Here is a 21,845-nt window from a genome sequence, read left to right as displayed (position 1 = left end):
GATTAACTCTCCTCTTTAGAACCGGGGTTTTTAAAGATACGATCAAGGATGATCGCGACCAGAACAATTGCCAGTCCCGCTTCAAAACCCTGCGAGATATTCACAGTGTTGAGTGCGCGTATGACCGGTTTGCCAAGGCCGTCAGCGCCGACCAGTGCGGCAATGACTACCATCGACAGTGACAGCATGATGCACTGGGTGATACCCGCCATGATACTGGGCATCGCTGCAGGCAACTCCACCTTAAACAACAGTTTTGATGGTGTCGCACCAAAGGCTTTACCCGCTTCGATCAGCTCTTCCGGTACTTTGCTGATGCCCAGATAGGTCAGACGGATCGGCGCGGCGATGGCAAAGATAATCGTTGAGATTAGTCCTGGCACCACCCCCAGGCCAAACAGCACCAGCGTTGGAATCAGATACACAAAGGTGGGAATGGTCTGCATCATATCCAGTATCGGGCGTAAAAAGGTGTAGAGTTTAGGTTTATGCGCCGCCAGAATGCCGATCGGCACACCCATTACCACCGAAAGTGTGGTGGCAGTTAGCACCAGTACAAACGTTTCCAGCATCTCCTGCCAATAGCCCAGATTCAGTATCAGCAGCAGTGCGATAACGACAAAAATGACCAGAGGGATGCTCCGGTGCAATGCCCAGGCGAGGGCGGCCGTTATGATCATAGGTACATAGGGGGGGAACCACTGGAAGATATCCACTACAGAGAGAATCAACCATTCCAGCGATACTGATATTGCATCGAAGAACCCCGCCGCATTAAATGTCAGCCAGTCGACGAAAGCTTCCATCCAGCTACCCAGGGGGATTTTATGTTCTGTAATCCAGTTCATACGACTGCCTTTTTTACAGTTAGATTATCAGCACTCAACTCGGAGATGCAGATTGGTTGAAATAACCTCGCAGCCAGATTAAGTGCTGTAATCTTCAGTTAATCTGGTTGCGCCTGAATCGCTGTAAGCGCGTTAAAGTTCCAGATACTTACGAACAGCGGGCAGTGCATCGCCACCGTCCTGAGTCGTTACACCGTTAAGCCAGTCGTTAAGAACGTCTGGGTGGGTTTTTAACCAGGCCCGGGCTGCAGCATCAGGTTTCATGCCATCGTCGAGGATAGAGCCCATGATCTGGTTTTCCATCTCCAGGGTGAAGGAGAGGTTCTGCAGCAGGTGTCCCATATTTGGGCACTCTTGAGTATAGTTCTTGCGGACGTTGGTATAGACATTGGCACCGCCATAGTTCGGACCAAAGAAGTCATCGCCACCGGACAGGTATTCCATCTCAATGTTGGAGTTCATCGGGTGTGGTGCCCAGCCGAGGAAAACCACCCACTGATCACGCTTCGCTGCACGGGAAACCTGAGAGATCATCCCCGCCTCACTCGACTCAACCAGTTTGAAGTCTTTCAGGCCGAAGGCATCCTCATCAATCATGCTCTGAATCAGGCGGTTGCCATCGTTGCCTGGTTCAATACCGTAGATCCGGTCTTTCAGTTTATCTTTAAATTTGGCGATGTCGGCAAAGCTTTTCAGGCCTGCGTCATAGGCATATTTAGGCACAGCAAGGGTATATTTTGCGCCTTCAAGATTGGCGCGCAGGGTTTCTACTGAGCCGTTTTCACGGTACTTGGCAATATCCGCTTCCATGGTGGGCATCCAGTTACCGAGGAAAACATCGATATCAGCGTTGGCCAGCGAGGTATAGGTGACTGGCACTGAGAGGAGCTGGGTCGAAGGTTTGTAACCCATGCCGGTCACCAGCTCACTGGTAACTGCGGTGGTGGCGGTAATATCAGTCCAGCCGACATCGGAGAAGCGAACGGTGTCGCACTGTCCGCCAAAGGCGGTAGATGCTGTAAAGCAGGTAGCTACTGTAAGACCCAGTATGCTGGTCAGACGGTTAAGCCGAGGGGTTGCTGAGCTGGTATTTTTCCGTTGTGAATTCATGAGTTATACCCTTTATTTAAGTAAGTTGTGTGCGCTATTTTTTCTCTTGTTCTGTATTTCTTGCCAAGCGGCAGTATCCCGGTGCAGCCAGAACCGGGTTTTAGCCTGCTTGTTTAGTGCCCGTTTTGCTTAGCAGCGGTCGTTTTGCGTTGCCCGGACGTTGACGGTGCTGCCACTGTTCATCGATCCAGATCTCAACATTAGCCGCAGCCAGCGGCTGCTTACCCAGAATCATATCTGCCGCCTTTTCCGCCACCATAATGGTTGGGGCATTAAGGTTGCCATTAGGAATGGTTGGAAAGATCGAGGAATCGACAACCCGCAGTGCTTCAATACCACGGACTTTACACTGGCTGTCCAGCACGGCCATTGGGTCATCATCGGCCCCCATTTTGCAACTGCATGATGGGTGGTAAGCACTTTCGACGTTTTCCCGCACCCACTGGTCAATCGCTTCATCGGACGCTATTTGCGTACCGGGTTGAATCTCATCACCCCGGTAGGCATCCATGGCCGGTTGATTCAGCAGTTCACGGGTGAGACGAATGGTGTCGCGCCAGTCCTGCTTATCCTGCTCGGTGCCAATATAGTTGAAGATAATGCCGGGCTTCGCTTTAGGGTCGGCGGACCTGATCCAGATGCGGCCGCGACTTTCTGGTTTATTCGGGCCGACATGCACCTGAAAACCATGACCATCAATCGCTTTACCACCATCGTAACGCATCGCTGCTGGCAGAAAATGGTACTGAATATTGGGCCATTTCAGCCCGGCTCTGGAGCGGATAAAACCACAGGATTCAAAGTGATTGGTCGCGCCCAGACCATCTTTAAACAGCATCCAGCGGGTGCCAATCAACCCTTTGCTGATCAGATCGAGTTTGCCATTCAGGGTGATCGGTTGCTTGCAGTGATACTGGAAATACACTTCCAGATGATCCTGCAGGTTTTCGCCGACGCCGGGCAGGTTATGGAGCACATCGACACCGGCGTCCAGCAGTACTTGCTCCGGACCAATACCGGAGAGTTGCAACAGGTGAGGGGAACCAACAGAGCCCGCCGCCAGAATCACCTCTTTGATCGCTGCGACTTCAGTGATCTGACCATTCTTCTCATACTCAATACCGACGGCACGTTTGCCATCCATCACCACTTTACGGCTCAGAACATTGCTAATCAGCGTCAGATTGCTGCGCTTCAGCGCATCCCGCAGGTAGGCGTTTGAGGTGGAGGCGCGGACACCGTTCCTGACGGTCATATGCATTGGCCCAAAGCCCTCCTGGCGGTAACCGTTATAATCGTCAGTGGTTGGGTAGCCCGCATCTTCTCCGGCATTAATAAATGCCTGATAGAGTGGGTTAAGCTTCATCTCATTACCACCGCAGGTGGTTAGTGGGCCGGTGGCTCCACGATACTGATCACCGCCGTGTGCCCAGCTTTCCGCTTTTTTGAAATAGGGCAGGCACTGTTGATAGCCCCAGCCCTGTGCGCCGTGTTCCTGCCACTCATCAAAGTCGCAGGCATGACCACGAACGTAAACCATACCATTAATTGAGGAACCACCGCCAAGTACCTTACCCCGTGGGCAGTGCATTGAGCGGCCGTCGAGGTAGGGTTCATTTTCGGTGTGGAACTGCCAGGCGTACTTTGGCGTGTTCATTGGATAGGACAGGGCGGTGGGCATCTGGATAAAGATGCTTTTATCAGTGCCGCCTGCTTCAAGGATCAGCACGCTGTGCTTGCCATCCTCGGTCAGCCTGTTGGCCAGAACGCAACCGGCAGAACCCGCGCCAACAATGATGTAATCGTACTGTTTTTTGTTTGTCATACGTCTACCGCTGAAAGTAAGCTGAAAAAACCGGCAGCACCTCGCTGCCAATAAGTCGCATCGCTGTGAGTCCCCGGTTATTCGTAAGGACAGGCAACATCACCCAGTTCGACATAGACGCTCTTGATCTGGGTGTAGTGATTAAGTGTTTCAATACCGTTTTCCCGGCCAACACCTGATTGCTTATAACCGCCGACCGGCATCTCTGCAGGAGATGCCCCCCAGGTGTTGATCCAGCAGATGCCCGCCTGGAGGCGGGCTATCACCCGGTGTGCGCGGGAGAAATCAGTTGAGAACACGCCAGCTGCCAGTCCATATTCGCTATCGTTGGCCCGCTGGATAACCTCCGCTTCGTCACTAAAACGCAGAATTGACATCACCGGTCCAAAGATCTCCTCTTTGACGTTAGGCATCTCGTCAGTGCAATCGGCAAAGACGGTTGGTTTTACAAAACAGCCTTTATCCAGACCGTTTTCAAACGCCCGCTCACCACCACAGACCAGACGGGCACCTGCTGCTTTAGCCGCTTCAATGAAGCCAAGGACTTTTTCCATATGTTTGACTGATATTAACGCCCCAACCTGAGTATTCAGATCCGTTGGGTCGCCAATGATCATCCGTTCAGTACGCTCGGCGACTCTGCGCACAAACTCATCGTAGATGCTGTCGTGGACGAACACCCGGGTACCGTTGGTGCAGACCTCTCCCTGAGTATAGAAGTTAGCCAGCATGGCACCCGCGACCGCATTTTCAAGATTGGCATCACCGAAGATGATCAGTGGTGACTTGCCCCCCAGCTCCATTGTGACCTCTTTTAACGATCCGGCGGCATCGGCCATCACCTTTTTGCCGGTGCCACACTCGCCGGTAAACGACACTTTGGCGATCTCCGGGTGACGGGACAGTGCCTGGCCAACACGATAGTCGCCCTGCACAACGTTGAATACACCATCCGGCAGACCCGCTTCAGTGAAGATCTCTGCCAGCTTAAGTACGCTCAGTGGGGTTTCTTCTGAAGGTTTGAATATCATGCAGTTACCGGCTGCCAGAGCGGGGCCGGATTTCCACATAGCGATCTGAATCGGGTAGTTCCAGGCACCGATACCGGCGCAGATGCCGAGGGGTTCGCGACGGCTATAAAAGAAGTTAGTACCGCCGAGATCCTGCTGTTGTCCATGAATGGTTGCCGCCAGACCGGCGTAGTACTCGATTACATCGGCGCCGGTGGCGATATCAACGCAGTTGGCTTCCTGTAGCGGTTTACCGGTGTCCAGCACTTCCAGCAGCGCCAGTTCATCATTACGTTCACGCAGGATGGCAACCGCCCGCATCAGAATCCGGCCCCGTTCGGCCCCACTCATCGCAGACCAGACCTTAAAGCCCTCTTTAGCCGCCGCGACAGCCAGATCGACATCCGCCAGAGATGCTTGTTGTACTTCTGCAATTACTTCGCCGGTGGCTGGGTTTACGCTGGAAAATGTCTCACCGGAGGAGGCATTCTGATAACGACCATTGATATATAGAGCTGTTTGCATAGGTATTCGTCCCGCATTTTTTGTTGCCTGTTGTTCAAAGAGAAGCAACCCGGCATCGATATTTGTATTCAACTGACGCTAACTAAAGGCTGATTAAAGGTGCCGTTACTGAGCATTACAGGGTTAGCTTAGCCAGAAAATTTTTTATTAATTGATCGTTTAATTAAAAATAATACTGGCTATTTCTTGCACAAATGTCAAAAATGAAATTTGTCGTTTTTAGAACGTAAGTGTTTGAAGTTACCGCTGTGTCAGCGTGAGTATTTCGTGAATTCTTTTTTGTTTCTTTATAAATGATTGATTATAAAGAGTTAAATTTTTTTTGAGGTTTTGGGTTTAAGCGTTGTTTTTAAGAGGAAACGTGTCGTAAAAAGATAATTAGTTGACGTGAATAGGCCGGGAATGTCGCCCTGAAACGTTGTTGATAGTGTTGATTGTCGTTTCTGGTTCAGCTAATCCCGGCGTATATTAAGGGGTTATCACTGGCAGAATGAAAGCATCAAAGAGTCAGGCAGCAAGTGACTTAAGTGCTGCAGTTGGATTTCAGCTGTGCTGTTTCTGTCGTGCCGCGCTGGGTGACAGACCAAAATAATCTTTATAACAGTTGCTGAAGTGACTGGTGCTGACGAAGCCGCTTGCCAGGGCGACGTTGGTGATGGTTTCATTGGTTTGCAGCAGCAGACGCCGGGCATGGGTGATGCGCAATTCCAGATAATAGCGTGAAGGGCTGGTTTCCAGATGGCTCTGAAACAGCCGCTCCATCTGCCGCCGGGAGACGCCGACGTGGGCGGTCAGTTCTTCCAGGGTTAAAGGTTCTTCAATATTGTTGCTCATCAGCTGCATCAGGGAGCGGAGATTCTCCGGGTGGGTAGGATCGTCACCGGCCTGTAATTTCATTTTGCCGCCGCTTTCAGCAACCTGATCGCAGCTGAGAATTTCACGGATTGCCCGCACAATATCGCCGCCATACTCTTTGCGGATCAGGGTTAACATCATCTCCAGTGCACTCACCGGGCCTGCACAGGTAACACAGCGCTCGGTGATGACCAGGGCAGTATCAGCCACTTCAACCCGGGGAAACTGCTCGCGGATAAATGCATGATTATCCGGATGGGCCGCGCAGCGCTGATTATCCAACAGGCCGGCATAAGCGATAGCGACACTGCCATTCCAGATGCCACCAAGGGTCAGACCGAGTTTATCGGCGGCTTTGAGGGTTTCGGTCAGTTGCGGGTTTTCGTTCAGCTCACAACGAAAGCCACCGCAGACAATCAGAATATCAATGTTGCCACGGTGCTCAATGGTAAAGTGTTCCAGCGTGGTATTAGTGGCGATCTCAATACCCAGATCGCTGAGTACTTTGCGTGAATCTACCCCGAGAATAATATGTTCGAACAGTGGAGCGGTGCGTACCAGATTAGTGGTGACCAGCGCATCAACCGCTGCAGTGAAGGCCATCATCGAGAAATGTTCCAGCAACACAAACCCGACTTTGACCGGCTTATCCGGTGCGCCTCCAGCAGACAGATAGCGGCTGTTACTGCTGCGCATGACTGAGCTGAAATCACGTTTTTTGGCGGTGTCGTGCATGTTGAATCTCTGATTATCGGGCTATACAGTTGAGCTGAACTGGTAGGGTGTGTTTCAAAAGGTTGAACAATATCCCTGAAAAGCTAAGTGTACAACGTTGCCGCTATAAGTATCTGCTGTTATGTTCTCTGCCTGAAGATTTATTATCGGGTGTTACCTCTGATTTTTTCAGTAGCTCAATGTCTTTATGCTGTTTTATAAACGTTAATGACAGGGCCTGGGTTCTGTGTTTGTCGTAAGGAAAAATTAATTGAAGGACTATCGTCAGCAGTTCTGGCTGGGTGCCAGGGATCTGTTGCCTCTGATATCAGGGGCAGCTCCGTTTGGAATGATTGTTGGGGCAACCGGCATATCGCTGGGGATGAGCCCGGAAATGGTGATGGGGATGACGGCGCTGTTTTTTGCCGGATCTGCTCAGCTTGCTGCTTTCTCTCTGATTCAGGACAACGCGCCGTTCGTTATTATTCTGGCGACCACGATGGTGATCAATCTGCGGTTTTGCATCTACAGTGCCACCTTTGCGCCGTTGTTGGGACCACTGCCTAAACGCTATCGTTTTACCCTGGCCTATATGTTGTCTGATCAGGCCTACGGGCTCTGTTCGATGCCCGCACAGATGCAAAAGACCGCGGCAGAACGGGTCTGGTATCTGGCGGGGGTGGCGCTGGGCTTGTATGTCACCTGGATGATCTCGGTTATGCTGGGGATAGTGCTGGGTGCCGGGATTCCGCCGGGCTGGTCGCTGGAGTTCACCATCCCGCTGGCCTTTCTGGCGATGCTGGTGACTACTATCACCAGTCGGTTGTTGTTTATGGTAGCGGTTATTTCCGGTAGTTGTGCGGTGCTGTTTCAACAGTTACCTTTTAATACCGGGTTTATTGTGGCAGTGGTGGCCGGTGTCTCTGCTGGTCTGCTGTTGCCCGGGTTGCTGAAGAAGGGGGCGTCCTCTGATGAGTGAGAATCTGCAGCTCTGGTTACTGTTTTTTGCCGTCGGGCTGGGCACCTTTCTGATACGGCTGTCGTTTATTCAGTTTCATGGCAGCACCGAAGCGCTGATTCAGCGCAGCAAGCATATTCTGATGTTACTGCCCCCGGCGATTCTGGCGGCGCTGTGTATTCCCGCAGTCATTTTTACCCGGCCACTGACAGCATATCAGGTTGATTATTTTCAGTTGCTGGCGGCCCTGGTGGCGATTCTGATCGCTAAATTCAGCCGTAGTGTGTTCTGGCCGGTGATGGGCGGCATGCTGTGTCTCTGGCTGTTGCGGTTTATCAGCAGCTAGAGGTTGCCTGTTCCCGCTTTACCCACGCTGTCTAACGCTTCTCTCAGAAAACGGCTCAACTTCTCAGGGTTTTGATTAACAGAGTGTGCAGGCTATCGACGGCTGGTGAATCCTGCGAGGCGTTGCTCCGGTACACCGCCACTTCCATGGGTTCAAGCGGGCCTAGCTGATGTTCGCTACCCAGTATCTCCAGATGGTTGGGGACACTGCATTGGGTCAGCACGGCTATGGCCAGACCACTTTCAACCGCAGCAATCTGTCCTGCCAGGCTGGGGCTGTTATAGATCACTTTATACCGGCGTCCCTGCAGGGCCAGTGAGTTAATCGCGCTGCGCTTTGCAAGACTGCTATTTTCATAGACGGCGATCGGTAGCGGGTCACGTTTCCACACGTCAAACTGCGGCGAGCCTACCCATACCAGCGGTTCATGAAACAGTAGGGTGCCTCTTTTAGATGTGTCGCGGGAGATCAGCGCGAGGTCAAGATCACCACTTTCAACCCGGGGAATAAGTGCTGTTGATTGCTCGCAGAACAGTTCAATGTCGATCGCCCCGTGACGGGGTGCGAACCGTTTAAGGACGGGCGTCATATATTGTTGTGCGTAATCGTCCGGTACTCCAAGTCGAATCTTGCCCGTTAATGCTTCCCCATGGAAAACCGCCTGGGTTTCGGCGTGCAGATCGAGAATCTGACGGGCATAACCCAGCAGCGTTAAGCCTTCAGCGGTGAGTTGGTGCTCGCGAGGTCCCCTGACTAAAAGCTGACACCCTAAGGCGGCTTCAAGTTTCTTGAGTTGCATGCTCACGGCAGACTGGGAGCGGTTTACCTCTGGTGCCGCATTCGATAAAGAGCCGGCATTCACGACAGCGACAAAACACTTTAGCCAGTCAATCTGAAGATCCTGATAATTCATCATACTCAAAGCTATTCGATTTTCTAATGGTGTCTATCTGAATTATGCGCTTTTCGAATGGTTTTGGTAAGTACATACTCTCGCCATCGTGTCATTCCGACTTTTCATTCGGGTGATCACCCGCAATCAGTTCATGTTGTGGATATCGCAGGTTAATAGGTCAGATGGGGGCATCATGTCGCAGTACCGGTTTTTAATTGTAGTGAGTCTGGCGGCCTCCTTGCTGATGGTCGGTGTTGGGATGATTGTTCCTCTGTTACCCCAGCGCATGATTGCACTTTCCGGATCGATGCAGAGTGTTGGCTATATCGCTTCGATGTTTGCGTTGTCATACATCATTTTTCAGCTACCGATGGGCAGAATGGCAGACAGGTTGGGGGTAAAGCCTTTTCTGGTATCCGGTTACATACTCTGTTTTATGTCAGGTTTAATCTTTTATTATGCTGAGACACCGGAAATGATCTTACTTGGCCGCCTGATTCAGGGAGCGGGTGAAGCGCCTGTCTGGGCGCTTGGTCCGGCTCTGCTTTCGCTTGCCTACCCGGATGCAAAGGGGCGGGTGATCGGTATCTATAATGCTGCCATTCATGCAGGGCTGACATTAGGGCCGTTATTGGGAATCTGCTTTTTTCCATCAGCTGCCAGTCATTTGCCATTTCTTATATTTGCAGGCCTCTGTCTGGTCGCCGGGATGGTGACGTTTCAGTTTCTTCCGGCCTCTGCATCGCGAGCCGGGGTGAAGCAGGAGCCTGGATTACGGGCGCTGTTGGCGTTGCTCCGGTTAAGAGACCCACAACTAACACTGATTGGTATACTGCTGTATGGCGCAGCTTACGGTAGTTTTATCAGTGTATTACCTGCCTATCTGGTGTTGTTTAAAGGTTTTGACAGCCGCTCTGTCGGAGTCTTCTTTGCGCTGTTTTATGTCGCCATCAGCGTTTCTCAGCTGATTGCGGGTCCACTGTCTGATCGCTATGGCCGAACGCTGTTTATGCTTGCCGGGCTCGGTATTGCCGACATCGGTATCGTTTTATCTGTTTCGTTGCCGCATCCCTGGATATATGCACCTTTAACGTTCGCAAGTGTCGGCCTCGGTGTCTTCGGCGTGTCCTCTATGGCCCATCTCAATGAGAGTGTTCCCTGTTCATTAAAGGCGTCTGTTTCTGCTGCTTATTACCTGTCATGGGGTATTGGTTTTTTCGCTGGCCCTCTCGTTATCGGATGGGTTGGAGAGGTATTAGATCCTCAGTCGGGGTACTATTTTTTGGCACTATTAATGGCGGGGCTAGGCTGTGTCTTAGGAGTGAATGTGATCCAGCTAAAAAAGCGAGTTGCAGTCGAATAAGAGCTTCAGTGATAAAGCCGCTCTGCAGATATTCAGTCCTGTTTGAGAGTGACTCCTGACTATTTAACAAAATGGCGTTCGATCTGAATGATTTCAATTAGTCAATAACACTGGCCCCTCCGGCGCCTATGTTGTTTAAAGTAACTTCTCTTACCTCTGTCGTATTTGGACATACTCCCGGCGTGTTCGAGCATAGGGCTGTTTATCAGACCCGCTACTATCAATATCAAGAAACCTGAACGGGCGCATCTATGTTTCCCGGTGCAGGTAACCAACAAAGATAACGATAACTGAGATGACACGCCGGACCCGGTTTTGGCGCGGAGGTACAGATGTTTAAGAAAGAAGACCTGATCCAAGGATATGATGATGTTTTGTGGAATGCGATCTGCAAAGAAGAGGTGCGTCAGGAAGAGCATATCGAGCTGATCGCTTCTGAGAACTATACCAGTCCACGGGTGATGCAGGCGCAGGGATCTGTACTGACTAATAAATACGCCGAAGGTTATCCGGAAAAGCGTTATTACGGCGGTTGTGAATATGTTGATGTGGTTGAGCAGCTGGCGCTGGATCGGGCTAAAGAGCTGTTTGGTGCTGAGTATGCCAACGTGCAGCCACACTCCGGTTCTCAGGCAAATGCGGCTGTTTACATGGCGCTGTGTGAGCCGGGTGACACTGTTCTGGGGATGAGCCTGGCCCATGGTGGTCACCTGACCCACGGTTCTCACGTGAACTTTTCCGGCAAGATCTATAAGGCGGTTCAGTACGGTCTGAACGAAGCCACCGGCGAGATCGATTACGATCAGGTTGAAGCGCTGGCGGTTGAACACAAGCCTAAAATGATCGTTGCAGGTTTCTCTGCTTACTCTCAGATTGTTGACTGGGCTCGCTTCCGCGAAATCGCTGATAAAGTTGGTGCTTATCTGTTTGTGGATATGGCTCACGTTGCTGGTCTGGTAGCTGCGGGTCTTTATCCTAACCCTGTGCCTTTCGCTGATGTTGTCACTACAACGACTCATAAAACTCTGCGTGGTCCGCGTGGTGGTCTGATTATCTCCCGTGATAACGAGCTGGAGAAGAAGCTGAACTCTGCTGTATTCCCAGGTGGTCAGGGTGGTCCGCTGATGCATGTGATCGCAGCTAAAGCCGTTGCCTTCAAAGAAGCGCTGGAACCTGAATTTAAAGCGTATCAGACGCAGGTTGTGAAGAATGCTAATGCGATGGCTGAAGTGCTGGTTGAGCGTGGCTTTGAGATCGTTTCCGGCGGTACTAAAAACCACCTGTTCCTGCTCAGTCTGATCAAACAGGGGCTGACCGGTAAAGATGCAGATGCTGCTCTGGGTCGCGCTAACATTACGGTTAACAAGAATGCGGTACCGGGCGACCCTCAGTCTCCGTTTGTTACCTCTGGTCTGCGTATCGGTTCTCCGGTTGTGACTACCCGAGGCTTTAAAGAAGAACAGTGTCGCACTCTGGCGGGCTGGATCGCGGATCTGCTGGATGTGCTGAATCAGCCTGAAGCGCTGGAAGCGAAGATCGCTGAAGTGCAGCAGCAGGTTAAAGCGCTGTGTGCTAACTACCCTGTATACGGCTGAGCTCTTTAGACGAACATCACGTCTCTGGAAGACAGATAACTCTTATTTAAACACCCGGCAGCCAGTTATCGATGGTTGCCCCTATTTTTGGAGCTGATGATATGCAGCAATATTCTGGTTTCGGGCTGTTGAAGCACAGTCTGAGTCATCACGAGAACTGGCAGCGTGTCTGGCGTAACCCTACGCCGAAGAAGAAGTACGATGTGATTATCATCGGTGGTGGTGGCCATGGTCTGGCTACTGCATACTATCTGGCGAAAGAACACGGTATCACCAACGTGGCTGTGCTGGAAAAGGGGCATCTGGCTGGTGGTAACATTGCTCGTAACACCACTATTGTGCGTTCAAACTACCTGTGGGACGAGTCCGCTGCTCTGTACGAGCATTCCATGAAACTGTGGGAAGGGCTGGCGCAGGAACTGAACTACAACGTTATGTTCTCCCAGCGTGGCGTATACCATACCTGTCACACATTGCAGGATATGCGTGCCAACGAACGTCTGGTTTCCGCCAACCGGTTGCAGGGTATCGACAACGAAATGGTTGATGCCGAACAGCTGCAGAAAGAGATTCCATCCCTCGACTGTTCTAAGAATGCCCGCTACCCGATTATGGGAGCGTCTGTGCAGCGTCGTGCCGGTAACGCCCGTCACGATGCCGTGGCCTGGGGTTTTGCCCGTGCGGCCGATGCGCTGGGTGTTGATCTGATCCAAAACTGCGAAGTCATCGATATGGAGATCAGCGACGGTAAAATTACGGGTGTTAAAACCAAGCAGTACGGTGTCCTCAAGGCTGATCGTGTAGGTTGCGTAGTCGCCGGTAACAGTGGCGTGCTGGCTAAGATGGCCGGTTTCCAACTGCCGGTTGAATCCCACCCGCTACAGGCGTTGGTATCTGAACCGATCAAGCCTTTCCTGGATACGGTTGTGATGTCTAACCATGTACACGGTTACATGAGCCAGTCAGATAAAGGTGACCTGGTCATTGGTGCCGGTATTGATGGCTGGGTTGGTTACGGCCAGCGTGGCTCTTACGGCATTATCGAGCATACGCTTCAGGCGATTGTTGAGATGTTCCCGTGCACCAGCCGCGTACGCATGAACCGTCAGTGGGGTGGTATTGTTGACGCTTGCCCTGATGCCAGTCCGATTATTTCTGAGACACCGGTGAAGAACCTGTTCTTCAACTGCGGCTGGGGTACGGGTGGATTTAAGGGGACTCCGGGCTCCGGTAACCTGTTCGCGCATACGCTGGCACATGGCAAACCTCATCCGGTTGCCGAGCCTTTCTCTATAAAGCGCTTCCATACCGGTGCACTGATCGATGAACACGGCGCTGCCGGTGTAGCACATTAACAGGGGCTAATTAACATGTTGCATATCTACTGCCCGCACTGTGCGGAATATCGCGAAGAAGAAGAGTTTCACTGCGTTGGTCAGGCGCATATAGCGCGTCCACTGGACCCGGAAGCCTGCTCCGATCAGGAGTGGGGCGAATATCTGTTTTTCCGGAAGAACCCTCGTGGTCTTCACCATGAACTGTGGGTACACGCAGCCGGTTGTCGTAAGTTCTTCAATATGACCCGCGACACCCAGACCTATGAAATCAAAGAAGTCTACAAGATCGGCGAGCAGCCATCTGTAGTGGCTGAGTAACAGGAGCGGAATAATGACACAACAGAACCGCCTCACCAGCGGAGGTCGAATTGACCGTTCCAAGCCGCTGACGTTTACCTATAACGGTAAGCAGTATAAAGGTTTTCAGGGCGATACGCTGGCATCTGCGATGCTGGCAAATGGCATCAACGTTGTTGCCAGAAGTTTTAAGTACAGCCGTCCGCGGGGTATTATCGCCTGTGGTGCAGAGGAGCCGAATGCGGTGCTGCAGCTGGGCGCGACTGAAGCGACTCAGGTGCCTAACGTACGTGCCACTCAGCAAGAGTTGTTTGATGGTCTGGTGTCGGCTTCAACCAATGGCTGGCCAAGTGTTGATACTGACGTCATGGGCCTGATGGGTAAAGTCGGCGGCAATATGATGCCACCGGGTTTCTATTACAAAACCTTTATGTTTCCACAGTCGATGTGGCACACCTACGAAGCAGTGATCCGTAAGGCTGCCGGTCTGGGACGTGCACCCCGGGAAACTGATCCAGATCGTTATGACTCTATTAATCAGCACTGTGATGTGATGATTGTGGGTGCAGGTCCTGCCGGTCTTGCAGCGGCACTGACGGCTGCCCGTGGTGGCGCCCGTGTGATTATTGCCGACGAGCAGAATGAGTTTGGTGGCAGCCTGCTGAATGGCAAAGAAACACTGGATGGCAAGCCTGCCGCTGAGTGGGTACGCGCTGTCGTGGAAGAGCTGGGCACCTATGACGATGTGCTGATGCTGCCGCGTTCAACCGTGAACGGCTATCACGATCATAACTTCCTCACGATTCATGAACGTTGTACTGATCATCTGGCGGATATTGCGCCGGTTAATCAGGTGCGGCAGCGGATACACCGGGTGCGTGCCAAGTGGGTTGTGCTGGCAACCGGCGCTCATGAGCGTCCACTGGTTTACGGGAATAACGATGTGCCGGGCTGTATGCTATCGGGTGCAGTGTCTGCTTACATCAACCGCTACGGTGTTGTTCCGGGAAATGAACTGGTGGTGATGACCACCAACGACTACGGCTATCAGGCAGCGCTGGACTGGGCGGATGCGGGTCGTAAGGTCGTGGCTATCGTCGATACCCGTGAAGCGGCGGTCGGTGACCGCACCGAAGCGGCGCGCAAGCGTGGCCTGAATATTATCTCCGGTTCTGCGGTAATTGAAGTGCAGGGCAGCAAACGGGTCACGGGTGTGTCTGTGGCGGCGATCAGTGCGTCAGGCTCTAAAGTGATCGGTTCGGTGACTAAATTCAAAGCCGATACGGTTGCCTCTTCCGGTGGCTGGAGCCCGGTGATTCACCTGTCCTGTCACACCGGCAGTCGTCCGGTCTGGAATGATGAGATTGTTGGCTTCCTGCCAGGCGAGACGGTACAGAAGCAGCTGACTGCTGGCGGTATCAACGGTCAGTATGAGACTGCTGCTGCCTTGAGAGAGGGTTTTGACGCCGGTCAGAAAGCGTTGGTTGAAGTGGGTCTGGCAGCCGCAGAAGTGGTTCTGCCGCAAGCGCAGATGCTTAAAGTGGCAGCGCCAATGAGCCTGTTCCATATTCCGCATCTGAAGCCAACGTCACAGGCACCGAAACAGTTTGTCGATTATCAGACCGATGTGACGGCTGCGGGTATCGAGATTGCGTGCCGTGAAGGCTTTGAAGCGATTGAACACGTTAAGCGTTACACCGCGATGGGTTTTGGTACCGATCAGGGTAAGCTGGGTAACATTAATGGTATGGCGGTGGCAGCGAAAGCGCTGAACCAGTCCATTCCTGAGACCGGCACCACGGTTTTCCGGCCGAACTACACGCCGGTTGCTTTTGGTGCTATTGCGGGCAGCCACAGTGGTGCTCTGTTTGAGCCGAAGCGTTTTACTGCGATGCACAAGTGGCATGTTGAGCACGGTGCAGAGTTTGAGGATGTTGGTCAGTGGAAACGTCCATGGTACTTCCCGAAAGCAGGCGAAACCATGCAGCAGACGCTGAATCGTGAGTGTCTGGCGGTTCGAAATTCCGTCGGTATTCTGGATGCATCAACACTGGGTAAGATCGATATTCAGGGTAAAGATGCCCGTGAATTCCTGGGCCGGGTTTATACCAATGCCTGGGCCAAGCTGGCGGTAGGTAAGTGTCGTTATGGCCTGATGTGTGGCGAAGACGGCATGGTGTTTGATGATGGTGTAACTGCCTGTCTGGGCGAGAACCACTTTGTCATGACCACCACAACCGGTGGTGCAGCACATGTCTATGAGTGGCTGGAAATCTACCATCAGACTGAGTGGCCGGAACTGGAAGTGTATTTCAATACGGTGACCGATCACTGGTCGACAGCGACGATTACCGGGCCGAACAGCCGTAAGTTGCTGGCTGAGCTGACTGATGCTGATGTCAGCAATGAGAACTTCAGCTACATGGACTGGAAACAGATCACCGTGGCTGGTGTGCCTGCCCGAGTGTTCCGGATCTCTTTCACCGGTGAACTGTCGTTCGAGATCAACGTACAGGCAAACTACGGTATGCATGTCTGGGAAAAACTGCATGAAGCGGGGGCTAAATATGGTCTGACGCCATATGGTACTGAAACCATGCATATTCTGCGGGCAGAAAAAGGTTTCATTATCGCCGGTCAGGACACTGATGGTTCGGTACATCCTTACGACCTGGGTATGGGCTGGTGTGTCTCTAACCAGAAACCGTTCAGTTACATCGGTAAGCGCGGTATGAACCGGAGTGACTGTACCCGTGAAAACCGTAAGCAGATGGTCGGTCTGAAAACTAAAGATCCTAAGCAGGTGATTCCGGAAGGTTCTCAGGCGGTGCTTGATCCTAAGGGACCGGTTCCGATGCCACTAGAAGGTCATGTGACCTCCAGTTACTGGAGTGAAAACCTGGGCCACTCGATTGCGATGGGCTTTATTAAAGGCGGCCTGGATAAGATGGGTGAAACCGTTTACTACCCACAGGCTGATGGCACTGTGATTGAAGCTGAAATTTGCAGCCCGATCTTCTTTGATCCGAAAGGGGAGCGTCAAAATGTCTGATCTGAATGTAATGACTCCTGAAGAGAGTGCAGCCACTAAAGCGGCTGTGATGAATCAGGTTCCTGGAGCCGAGATTCAGGGGCAGTCTCCGCTGCACCATGCGGAGCTGGAAAGCCTTGCACAGAACGGTCCTAAAACCGGCGGTGTGCACCTGCGCGAACTGAAGTTGCTGGGGCATCTGACCCTGCGATGTAATGCGGAAAACGCCGAGCAACTGGCTGCCGTTGAGCGGGTGCTGGGGCTGGCTTTGCCGCTTCAGCCGCTTACCTCGGTTGAAAACGATGCTTACTCGATCCGTTGGATGTCGCCGGATGAGTGGCTGATTCTGGTGCCGGGGATGGAAACCTTTGATATTGAAACGAAGTTCCGCGATGAGATGCCGGGCCACTACTCGCTGGTAAACAGCAGTGGCGGTTCGACAGTGCTCGAACTGTCCGGTGCAAATGTGGTAGAGGTGCTGAAAAAGTCGACGCCTGTGGACCTTCATCTGAAGGAGTTTCCGGTGGGGAAGGTGGTTTCGACACTATTTGCCAAGAGCACCGCGACCATTCGCCGTACTGGAGAACAGCGTTTTGAGCTGGTCATCCGTCGTTCGTTCGCGGACTACCTCTGGCTCTGGTTGCAAGACGCTAGTCGCGAGTTTGGTCTGGTGATTGATGCTTGATCAATCATTCTGGCCAACCGAACGGTTGTAACTAACATAAGCCAGCTCTGATCTGAGCTGGCTTATCCGTTTGCTGCGACTGAATGCTGAGCCGGTTACACATAACTCAGTACAAAAGTTAACGCAGGAGTTCTCAAATGACAGATATAACAAAACCAAAGCCCTGGATTTTTACCGCCAGCTGTCCGAGTATGCTGGGAACTGTTGATGTGGTCACCCGCTATATGGCTGAAGCGGGTAACTATGTGGACGAGATCCACTCATTTGATGACCGGGTGTCAAAACGTTTCTTTATCCGTATAGAGTTTCAGCCGATTAACGATGGCTTTTCAGCAGAAAAATTTGATGCTGAATTTGCCCCGCGTGCCGCTGAATTCGGCATGGAATGGGATCTGACTAAACCGGATCACCGACCACGGGTGGCGATTCTGGTGTCCAAGTATGATCACTGCCTTAATGACTTACTGTACCGCTACCGTACAGGCCAGTTAAATATTGAGGTGCCGGTGATCATCTCCAACCATCCGGACCTGGAACATCTGGCTGAATGGCATGGCATCCCTTACTACCATCTGCCGATTACCCCGGAGACCAAACCCTATCAGGAAGCCGAGATCGTTAAGCTACTGGAGCAGTACGATATCGAACTGGTGGTGTTAGCCCGCTATATGCAGGTGCTGTCGCCATGGATGTGTAATCAGCTGAACGGTAAGGCGATCAATATTCACCACTCTCTGTTGCCGGGCTTTAAAGGTGCCAGACCGTATCACCAGGCCTGGGAGAAAGGGGTGAAGATGGTCGGGGCTACCGCGCACTATGTGAATAATGATCTGGATGAGGGGCCTATTATCACTCAGGGCATTCAGACCGTAGATCATGCCTTCTATCCCGAAGACCTGATCTCCAAGGGGCAGGATGTTGAGCGGGTTACCCTGTTTAATGCGATCCGTTATCACATCGATAAGCGGGTGTTTCTCAATGGTGGGCGGACCGTAGTTTTCTCCAGTTAATTTTACCTTTTTTGAGGTTAGTCGGGATTACTTCTTTCCAGAGAGGTATGTAGTGTGTGGCTCATCCTGACCGACCTCCTTTTCTTTCCTGGTTAGCTTTACTATTTACGCCTGGCGCCGGTATAAAAACGTTTTAAGAAAATTTCAGGTCGTAAACTGACATACAGCTACACTTATATCAGCAGATAATCGGTTTTTCGTACACATTTCTGCGCCCTGACGGCGCGGTGGAGACTCTATGTCTATCTCTGTTTTTGATCTTTTTAAAGTAGGCGTCGGTCCGTCCAGTTCCCATACCGTTGGCCCGATGGTGGCAGCGGCCAATTTTGCGGATCATCTGGCACAACATGGTTTGGCGCAAGCGGTGGAGCAGATCCAGGTTGATCTGTATGGTTCTCTGAGCGCCACAGGCGTGGGGCACGGAACTGATAACTCCGTTATTGTCGGCCTGATGGGGGAGCGACCCCATAGCATTGACCCACAGATAATTTTGCCTGCGGTTGCCGCAGTAAAAGAGAGCAACACCCTCAATTTGTTGGGGCAGTTCCCAATCGGGTTTATCTGGCAGCGGGATATGAATCTGCTGGAGGAAAACCTTCCCTACCATCCGAATGCGATGCGTCTGAGTGCTTTCGATACCGCGGGTAAACTGCTATATGGCAATGTCTATTACTCCATCGGTGGTGGCTTTGTTATTGATGAAAGTGAGGCGACTGCTGATGCGCACCTGGTACCGCAGGTTGAGTTGCCCTATGACTTTAATAATGCGGTTGAACTGCTGAAACTTTGCGAGGAGAACAAATTCAGCGTCAGCCAGCTGATGATGGAGAATGAAAAGGTTTGGCGCAGTGAGCGCGAGATTCGTGATGGCCTGATGGACATCTGGGCCGCGATGAAAGAGTGTATCGCGAACGGCCTGCATACTGAGGGAATACTACCGGGTGGCTTACATGTCAAACGGCGTGCAATGGGGTTGCACAAGTCCCTGATCCGTTCAACCAAGCCCAATATTATCTCCTCCACACTCGGAGCGATGGATTGGGTGAACCTGTATGCGCTGGCTGTGAATGAAGAAAATGCTGCTGGTGGGCGGATGGTTACCGCACCAACTAACGGCGCGGCGGGTATTATTCCCGCTGTATTGATGTATTACACCGAGTTCACCCCGAATGCGACCGAGGAGAACGTGGTAGATTTCCTGCTGGCGGCGGCTGCAATTGGCGCCCTGTGTAAGAAAAACGCTTCTATTTCCGGCGCTGAAGTGGGCTGTCAGGGGGAGGTGGGTTCCGCCTGTGCCATGGCGGCTGCGGGGCTGTGTGAAGTGCTGGGCGGCACTCCTGAGCAGGTTGAAAACGCCGCTGAAATCGGCCTTGAGCATAACCTCGGACTTACCTGTGATCCTGTCGGTGGTTTGGTGCAGGTGCCCTGTATTGAACGCAACGCCATCGGTGCGATGAAAGCAATTAATGCCACGCAGATGGCGCTGCGCGGCGACGGTAAACATTTTATCTCACTGGATAAGGTGATCAGAACCATGCGTGATACCGGTATGGATATGCAGGATAAATATAAAGAAACTTCCCGCGGAGGCCTTGCGGTAAATGCGATAGAGTGTTGATCTTGCTAGCGTGTCTGTCCTTGTTATAATGGGTTCAGTTTAAGATTTTGTTTGAATCTGCGGTTCTGAACAGCGGCGTGATGATCGAGTAGGAGAGTGATTCTGAGCCGCTGTTTGAATACCAATTAACAGCCTTTCAATAACGCAGGGAGTGCGGTGTGGGCACGGGTTTATGTATGACAAATGGGATTAACGCCGTCCGGCCGCGTACTATCGGTTTTTTGTTACTCAATAATTTTACCCTGATATCCCTGGCCTCTGCGGTTGAAGCGTTGCGGATGGCGAATCAGCTTAGTGGCGAAGAACTGTACTACTGGTACACCGTGACATTGGATGGTCAGCCGGTTAGTGCCAGTGATGGCATTACCATAACCCCGGACGCCAGTACCGTCAGCTGCCCCCAGTTGGATACCGTCATCGTTGCGGGGGGGCTGAATATCACCAAAGCCTATGATCGTAGCCATATCGCCTGGATGCAGGAGATGGAGCGCAAAGGGTGTAAACTCGGTGCGCTGTGTACCGGAGCCTATCTGCTGGCGGCCGCTGGGCTTCTGGAGGGCTATGAGTGCAGTACCCACTGGGAATACCTTGCCGCACTGCAGGAAGCGTTTCCGCGGGTTAAATGCTCCAACCGCCTGTTCAGCTTTGATCGCAATCGGATGACCTGTACCGGGGGCACTGTGCCGCTGGATATGATGCTCAATATGATCAAACTGGAACATGGCTATCAGCTCTCTACGGCGATCTCAGAGATGTTTATCTGTGACCGTATCCGCGATGAGAGTGATCAGCAAAAAGTCCCGCTGCGACATGTGCTGGGCACTACCCAGCCAAAACTGTTAGAGATCGTGGCGTTGATGGAAGCCAATATAGAAGAGGTCATCGAGATGGATGAGCTGGCCCGCTATGTCGATCTGTCCCGGCGACAGATGGAGCGGCTGTTTCAGAAATATCTTGAGTGCTCTCCCTCGCGTTACTATCTTCGCCTGAGATTGCTCAGAGCGCGGCAACTACTAAAACAAACCTCTATGTCGATTATCGATATCGCCGCTGCCTGTGGTTTCGTCTCCAGTCCCCATTTTAGCAAATGCTATCGAGAGCAGATGGGAATTCCTCCCCGTGATGAACGCTTAGTGGCGAACCAGGATGGCGCAGAGGAGCTGTTTGATGGCGAAAGAGATCCGCTGCTAGTCACACCTCCACCAATACCCGATACAAAAGAGTTTGTTTCAAGAGAAGCCTTTAGCGAGGCCAAAACAGAATCAACTTTTGGCTCGATTACGCTTAAGAGTAAGCGGGATAGATAAAGCTGTTTAACTTCCTGAAAAGTAAGATGTAGTATTGATTAGTCCTGCTAGCGTTATTGCTCGGTGGCTTTGAGTTTAATTCTGCCGGGGTTAGGCATTTTTCACTCTTTTGCCAGGATCAATGCTCCAGATAGAAATCATCAAATAAGTGTTGTAATGTCTGCGATAGACTTACTGATTAATAACCCGGAAACAAACGTTGAGATAAACTCTCAGGTAATGTATGGAAAGCACTTCTTCTGTAGGTGCTAGGCAAAGGAACTGATTGCATGAAAATCGTAGTGTTAGCGTTATGCTTTATCTGGTTGGTGGGATGCACTAATGCAAAGCCAATTAATATTACGAGTAGTCTCAGCGAAGAAACGTTGTTTTATGAGGTCGTGAGCGGCAATAAACCAATTATGATGTCTGGCAATATTGAGCAAAAGAGTCTATCAGAGGGAGCTGTTTTAACTTCGGCCAGATACAATGATATTGGTGATTCAAGGGAAGCCATCGATGAGATTACAGCCTTCA

The 21,845-nt window shown here is 51.8% G+C and carries 18 protein-coding genes; 12 read left to right on the top strand and 6 right to left on the bottom strand.

What is annotated here, in order from left to right; genetic code table 11:
• Positions 1–2: 2 nt before the first annotated feature.
• From choW to ACQY8X_RS14455, 5 genes are all read right to left on the bottom strand, one after another.
• On the bottom strand, positions 3–848 hold the full coding sequence (choW, locus tag ACQY8X_RS14475) for a choline ABC transporter permease subunit (RefSeq protein ID WP_428035851.1): 846 nt from the start codon (positions 846–848) through the stop codon (positions 3–5).
• Between the two features lie 132 nt (positions 849–980).
• A complete protein-coding gene (locus ACQY8X_RS14470) occupies positions 981–1,958 on the bottom strand; it encodes a choline ABC transporter substrate-binding protein (protein ID WP_428035850.1) in 978 nt (325 codons plus the stop codon).
• Positions 1,959–2,058: 100 nt separating this feature from the next.
• Entirely contained in the window at positions 2,059–3,783 is a 1,725-nt protein-coding gene (gene betA / locus ACQY8X_RS14465; protein ID WP_428035849.1) for a choline dehydrogenase, read from the bottom strand.
• A 77-nt stretch (positions 3,784–3,860) separates the two neighbouring features.
• Positions 3,861–5,318, bottom strand: a complete 1,458-nt coding sequence (gene betB, locus ACQY8X_RS14460; RefSeq protein ID WP_428035848.1) for a betaine-aldehyde dehydrogenase — start codon at positions 5,316–5,318, stop codon at positions 3,861–3,863.
• Between the two features lie 543 nt (positions 5,319–5,861).
• Positions 5,862–6,908 (bottom strand): GlxA family transcriptional regulator, encoded by a 1,047-nt coding sequence (locus ACQY8X_RS14455; RefSeq protein WP_428035847.1) that lies wholly within the window; start codon positions 6,906–6,908, stop codon positions 5,862–5,864.
• Positions 6,909–7,158: 250 nt separating this feature from the next.
• On the opposite strand from ACQY8X_RS14455, the gene ACQY8X_RS14450 reads away from it, so the two are divergent.
• Together ACQY8X_RS14450 and ACQY8X_RS14445 are read left to right on the top strand one after the other, a co-directional pair.
• Positions 7,159–7,866 carry an AzlC family ABC transporter permease gene (locus tag ACQY8X_RS14450; RefSeq protein ID WP_428035846.1) on the top strand — a complete coding sequence of 236 codons (708 nt, stop codon included), beginning with the start codon at positions 7,159–7,161 and terminating at the stop codon, positions 7,864–7,866.
• A complete protein-coding gene (locus ACQY8X_RS14445; protein WP_428035845.1) occupies positions 7,859–8,191 on the top strand; it encodes an AzlD domain-containing protein in 333 nt (110 codons plus the stop codon). The genes ACQY8X_RS14450 and ACQY8X_RS14445 overlap by 8 nt, the downstream gene beginning before the upstream one ends.
• A 55-nt stretch (positions 8,192–8,246) precedes the next feature.
• On the opposite strand, the gene ACQY8X_RS14440 is transcribed toward ACQY8X_RS14445, so the two are convergent.
• Positions 8,247–9,107 carry a LysR family transcriptional regulator gene (locus ACQY8X_RS14440; RefSeq protein WP_428035844.1) on the bottom strand — a complete coding sequence of 287 codons (861 nt, stop codon included), beginning with the start codon at positions 9,105–9,107 and terminating at the stop codon, positions 8,247–8,249.
• 172 nt (positions 9,108–9,279) lie between these two features.
• Here ACQY8X_RS14440 and ACQY8X_RS14435 point away from each other — a divergent pair, with 172 nt between their 5' ends.
• The 10 genes from ACQY8X_RS14435 to ACQY8X_RS14390 all read left to right on the top strand — a co-directional run.
• Positions 9,280–10,449, top strand: a complete 1,170-nt coding sequence (locus tag ACQY8X_RS14435) for an MFS transporter (RefSeq protein ID WP_428035843.1) — start codon at positions 9,280–9,282, stop codon at positions 10,447–10,449.
• Positions 10,450–10,781: 332 nt separating this feature from the next.
• Positions 10,782–12,044: a serine hydroxymethyltransferase gene (glyA, locus tag ACQY8X_RS14430; protein ID WP_428035842.1), complete on the top strand. Its 1,263-nt coding sequence runs from the start codon at positions 10,782–10,784 to the stop codon at positions 12,042–12,044.
• Positions 12,045–12,145: 101 nt separating this feature from the next.
• On the top strand, positions 12,146–13,399 hold the full coding sequence (locus ACQY8X_RS14425) for a sarcosine oxidase subunit beta family protein (protein ID WP_428035841.1): 1,254 nt from the start codon (positions 12,146–12,148) through the stop codon (positions 13,397–13,399).
• Between the two features lie 15 nt (positions 13,400–13,414).
• On the top strand, positions 13,415–13,699 hold the full coding sequence (locus ACQY8X_RS14420) for a sarcosine oxidase subunit delta (protein WP_428035840.1): 285 nt from the start codon (positions 13,415–13,417) through the stop codon (positions 13,697–13,699).
• 13 nt (positions 13,700–13,712) lie between these two features.
• Positions 13,713–16,730 carry a sarcosine oxidase subunit alpha family protein gene (locus ACQY8X_RS14415; RefSeq protein ID WP_428035839.1) on the top strand — a complete coding sequence of 1,006 codons (3,018 nt, stop codon included), beginning with the start codon at positions 13,713–13,715 and terminating at the stop codon, positions 16,728–16,730.
• Positions 16,723–17,394 carry a sarcosine oxidase subunit gamma gene (locus ACQY8X_RS14410; protein ID WP_428035838.1) on the top strand — a complete coding sequence of 224 codons (672 nt, stop codon included), beginning with the start codon at positions 16,723–16,725 and terminating at the stop codon, positions 17,392–17,394. Before ACQY8X_RS14415 ends, ACQY8X_RS14410 begins: the two co-directional genes overlap by 8 nt.
• A 137-nt stretch (positions 17,395–17,531) precedes the next feature.
• Entirely contained in the window at positions 17,532–18,404 is an 873-nt protein-coding gene (gene purU, locus ACQY8X_RS14405; protein ID WP_428035837.1) for a formyltetrahydrofolate deformylase, read from the top strand.
• A gap of 238 nt (positions 18,405–18,642) precedes the next feature.
• Entirely contained in the window at positions 18,643–20,022 is a 1,380-nt protein-coding gene (locus tag ACQY8X_RS14400) for an L-serine ammonia-lyase (protein ID WP_428035836.1), read from the top strand.
• 176 nt (positions 20,023–20,198) lie between these two features.
• Complete coding sequence (locus tag ACQY8X_RS14395; RefSeq protein ID WP_428035835.1) at positions 20,199–21,329, top strand: GlxA family transcriptional regulator; 1,131 nt, start codon at positions 20,199–20,201, stop codon at positions 21,327–21,329.
• 269 nt (positions 21,330–21,598) lie between these two features.
• Positions 21,599–21,845: hypothetical protein (locus ACQY8X_RS14390; RefSeq protein ID WP_428035834.1), on the top strand; the 247-nt coding region annotated here is incomplete at its 3' end.

It is taken from the genome of Amphritea sp. (assembly GCF_050300915.1).
In the GTDB taxonomy this organism is placed as follows: domain Bacteria; phylum Pseudomonadota; class Gammaproteobacteria; order Pseudomonadales; family Balneatricaceae; genus Amphritea.
Note: the sequence above shows the minus strand (reverse complement) of the source record. Positions and strands in the feature narration are given on the sequence as shown.

Excerpts from the sequence above, each read along its gene's own strand:
- ACQY8X_RS14410 (WP_428035838.1), top strand. The coding sequence starts at position 16,723 with ATGTCTGATCTGAATGTAATGACTCCTGAAGAGAGTGCAGCCACTAAA.
- purU (WP_428035837.1), top strand. The coding sequence starts at position 17,532 with ATGACAGATATAACAAAACCAAAGCCCTGGATTTTTACCGCCAGCTGT.
- ACQY8X_RS14440 (WP_428035844.1), bottom strand. The coding sequence starts at position 9,107 with ATGATGAATTATCAGGATCTTCAGATTGACTGGCTAAAGTGTTTTGTC.
- ACQY8X_RS14435 (WP_428035843.1), top strand. The coding sequence starts at position 9,280 with ATGTCGCAGTACCGGTTTTTAATTGTAGTGAGTCTGGCGGCCTCCTTG.
- ACQY8X_RS14455 (WP_428035847.1), bottom strand. The coding sequence starts at position 6,908 with ATGCACGACACCGCCAAAAAACGTGATTTCAGCTCAGTCATGCGCAGC.
- ACQY8X_RS14445 (WP_428035845.1), top strand. The coding sequence starts at position 7,859 with ATGAGTGAGAATCTGCAGCTCTGGTTACTGTTTTTTGCCGTCGGGCTG.
- ACQY8X_RS14470 (WP_428035850.1), bottom strand. The coding sequence starts at position 1,958 with ATGAATTCACAACGGAAAAATACCAGCTCAGCAACCCCTCGGCTTAAC.
- betB (WP_428035848.1), bottom strand. The coding sequence starts at position 5,318 with ATGCAAACAGCTCTATATATCAATGGTCGTTATCAGAATGCCTCCTCC.
- betA (WP_428035849.1), bottom strand. The coding sequence starts at position 3,783 with ATGACAAACAAAAAACAGTACGATTACATCATTGTTGGCGCGGGTTCT.
- ACQY8X_RS14425 (WP_428035841.1), top strand. The coding sequence starts at position 12,146 with ATGCAGCAATATTCTGGTTTCGGGCTGTTGAAGCACAGTCTGAGTCAT.
- ACQY8X_RS14415 (WP_428035839.1), top strand. The coding sequence starts at position 13,713 with ATGACACAACAGAACCGCCTCACCAGCGGAGGTCGAATTGACCGTTCC.
- ACQY8X_RS14400 (WP_428035836.1), top strand. The coding sequence starts at position 18,643 with ATGTCTATCTCTGTTTTTGATCTTTTTAAAGTAGGCGTCGGTCCGTCC.
- choW (WP_428035851.1), bottom strand. The coding sequence starts at position 848 with ATGAACTGGATTACAGAACATAAAATCCCCCTGGGTAGCTGGATGGAA.
- ACQY8X_RS14420 (WP_428035840.1), top strand. The coding sequence starts at position 13,415 with ATGTTGCATATCTACTGCCCGCACTGTGCGGAATATCGCGAAGAAGAA.
- ACQY8X_RS14395 (WP_428035835.1), top strand. The coding sequence starts at position 20,199 with ATGACAAATGGGATTAACGCCGTCCGGCCGCGTACTATCGGTTTTTTG.
- glyA (WP_428035842.1), top strand. The coding sequence starts at position 10,782 with ATGTTTAAGAAAGAAGACCTGATCCAAGGATATGATGATGTTTTGTGG.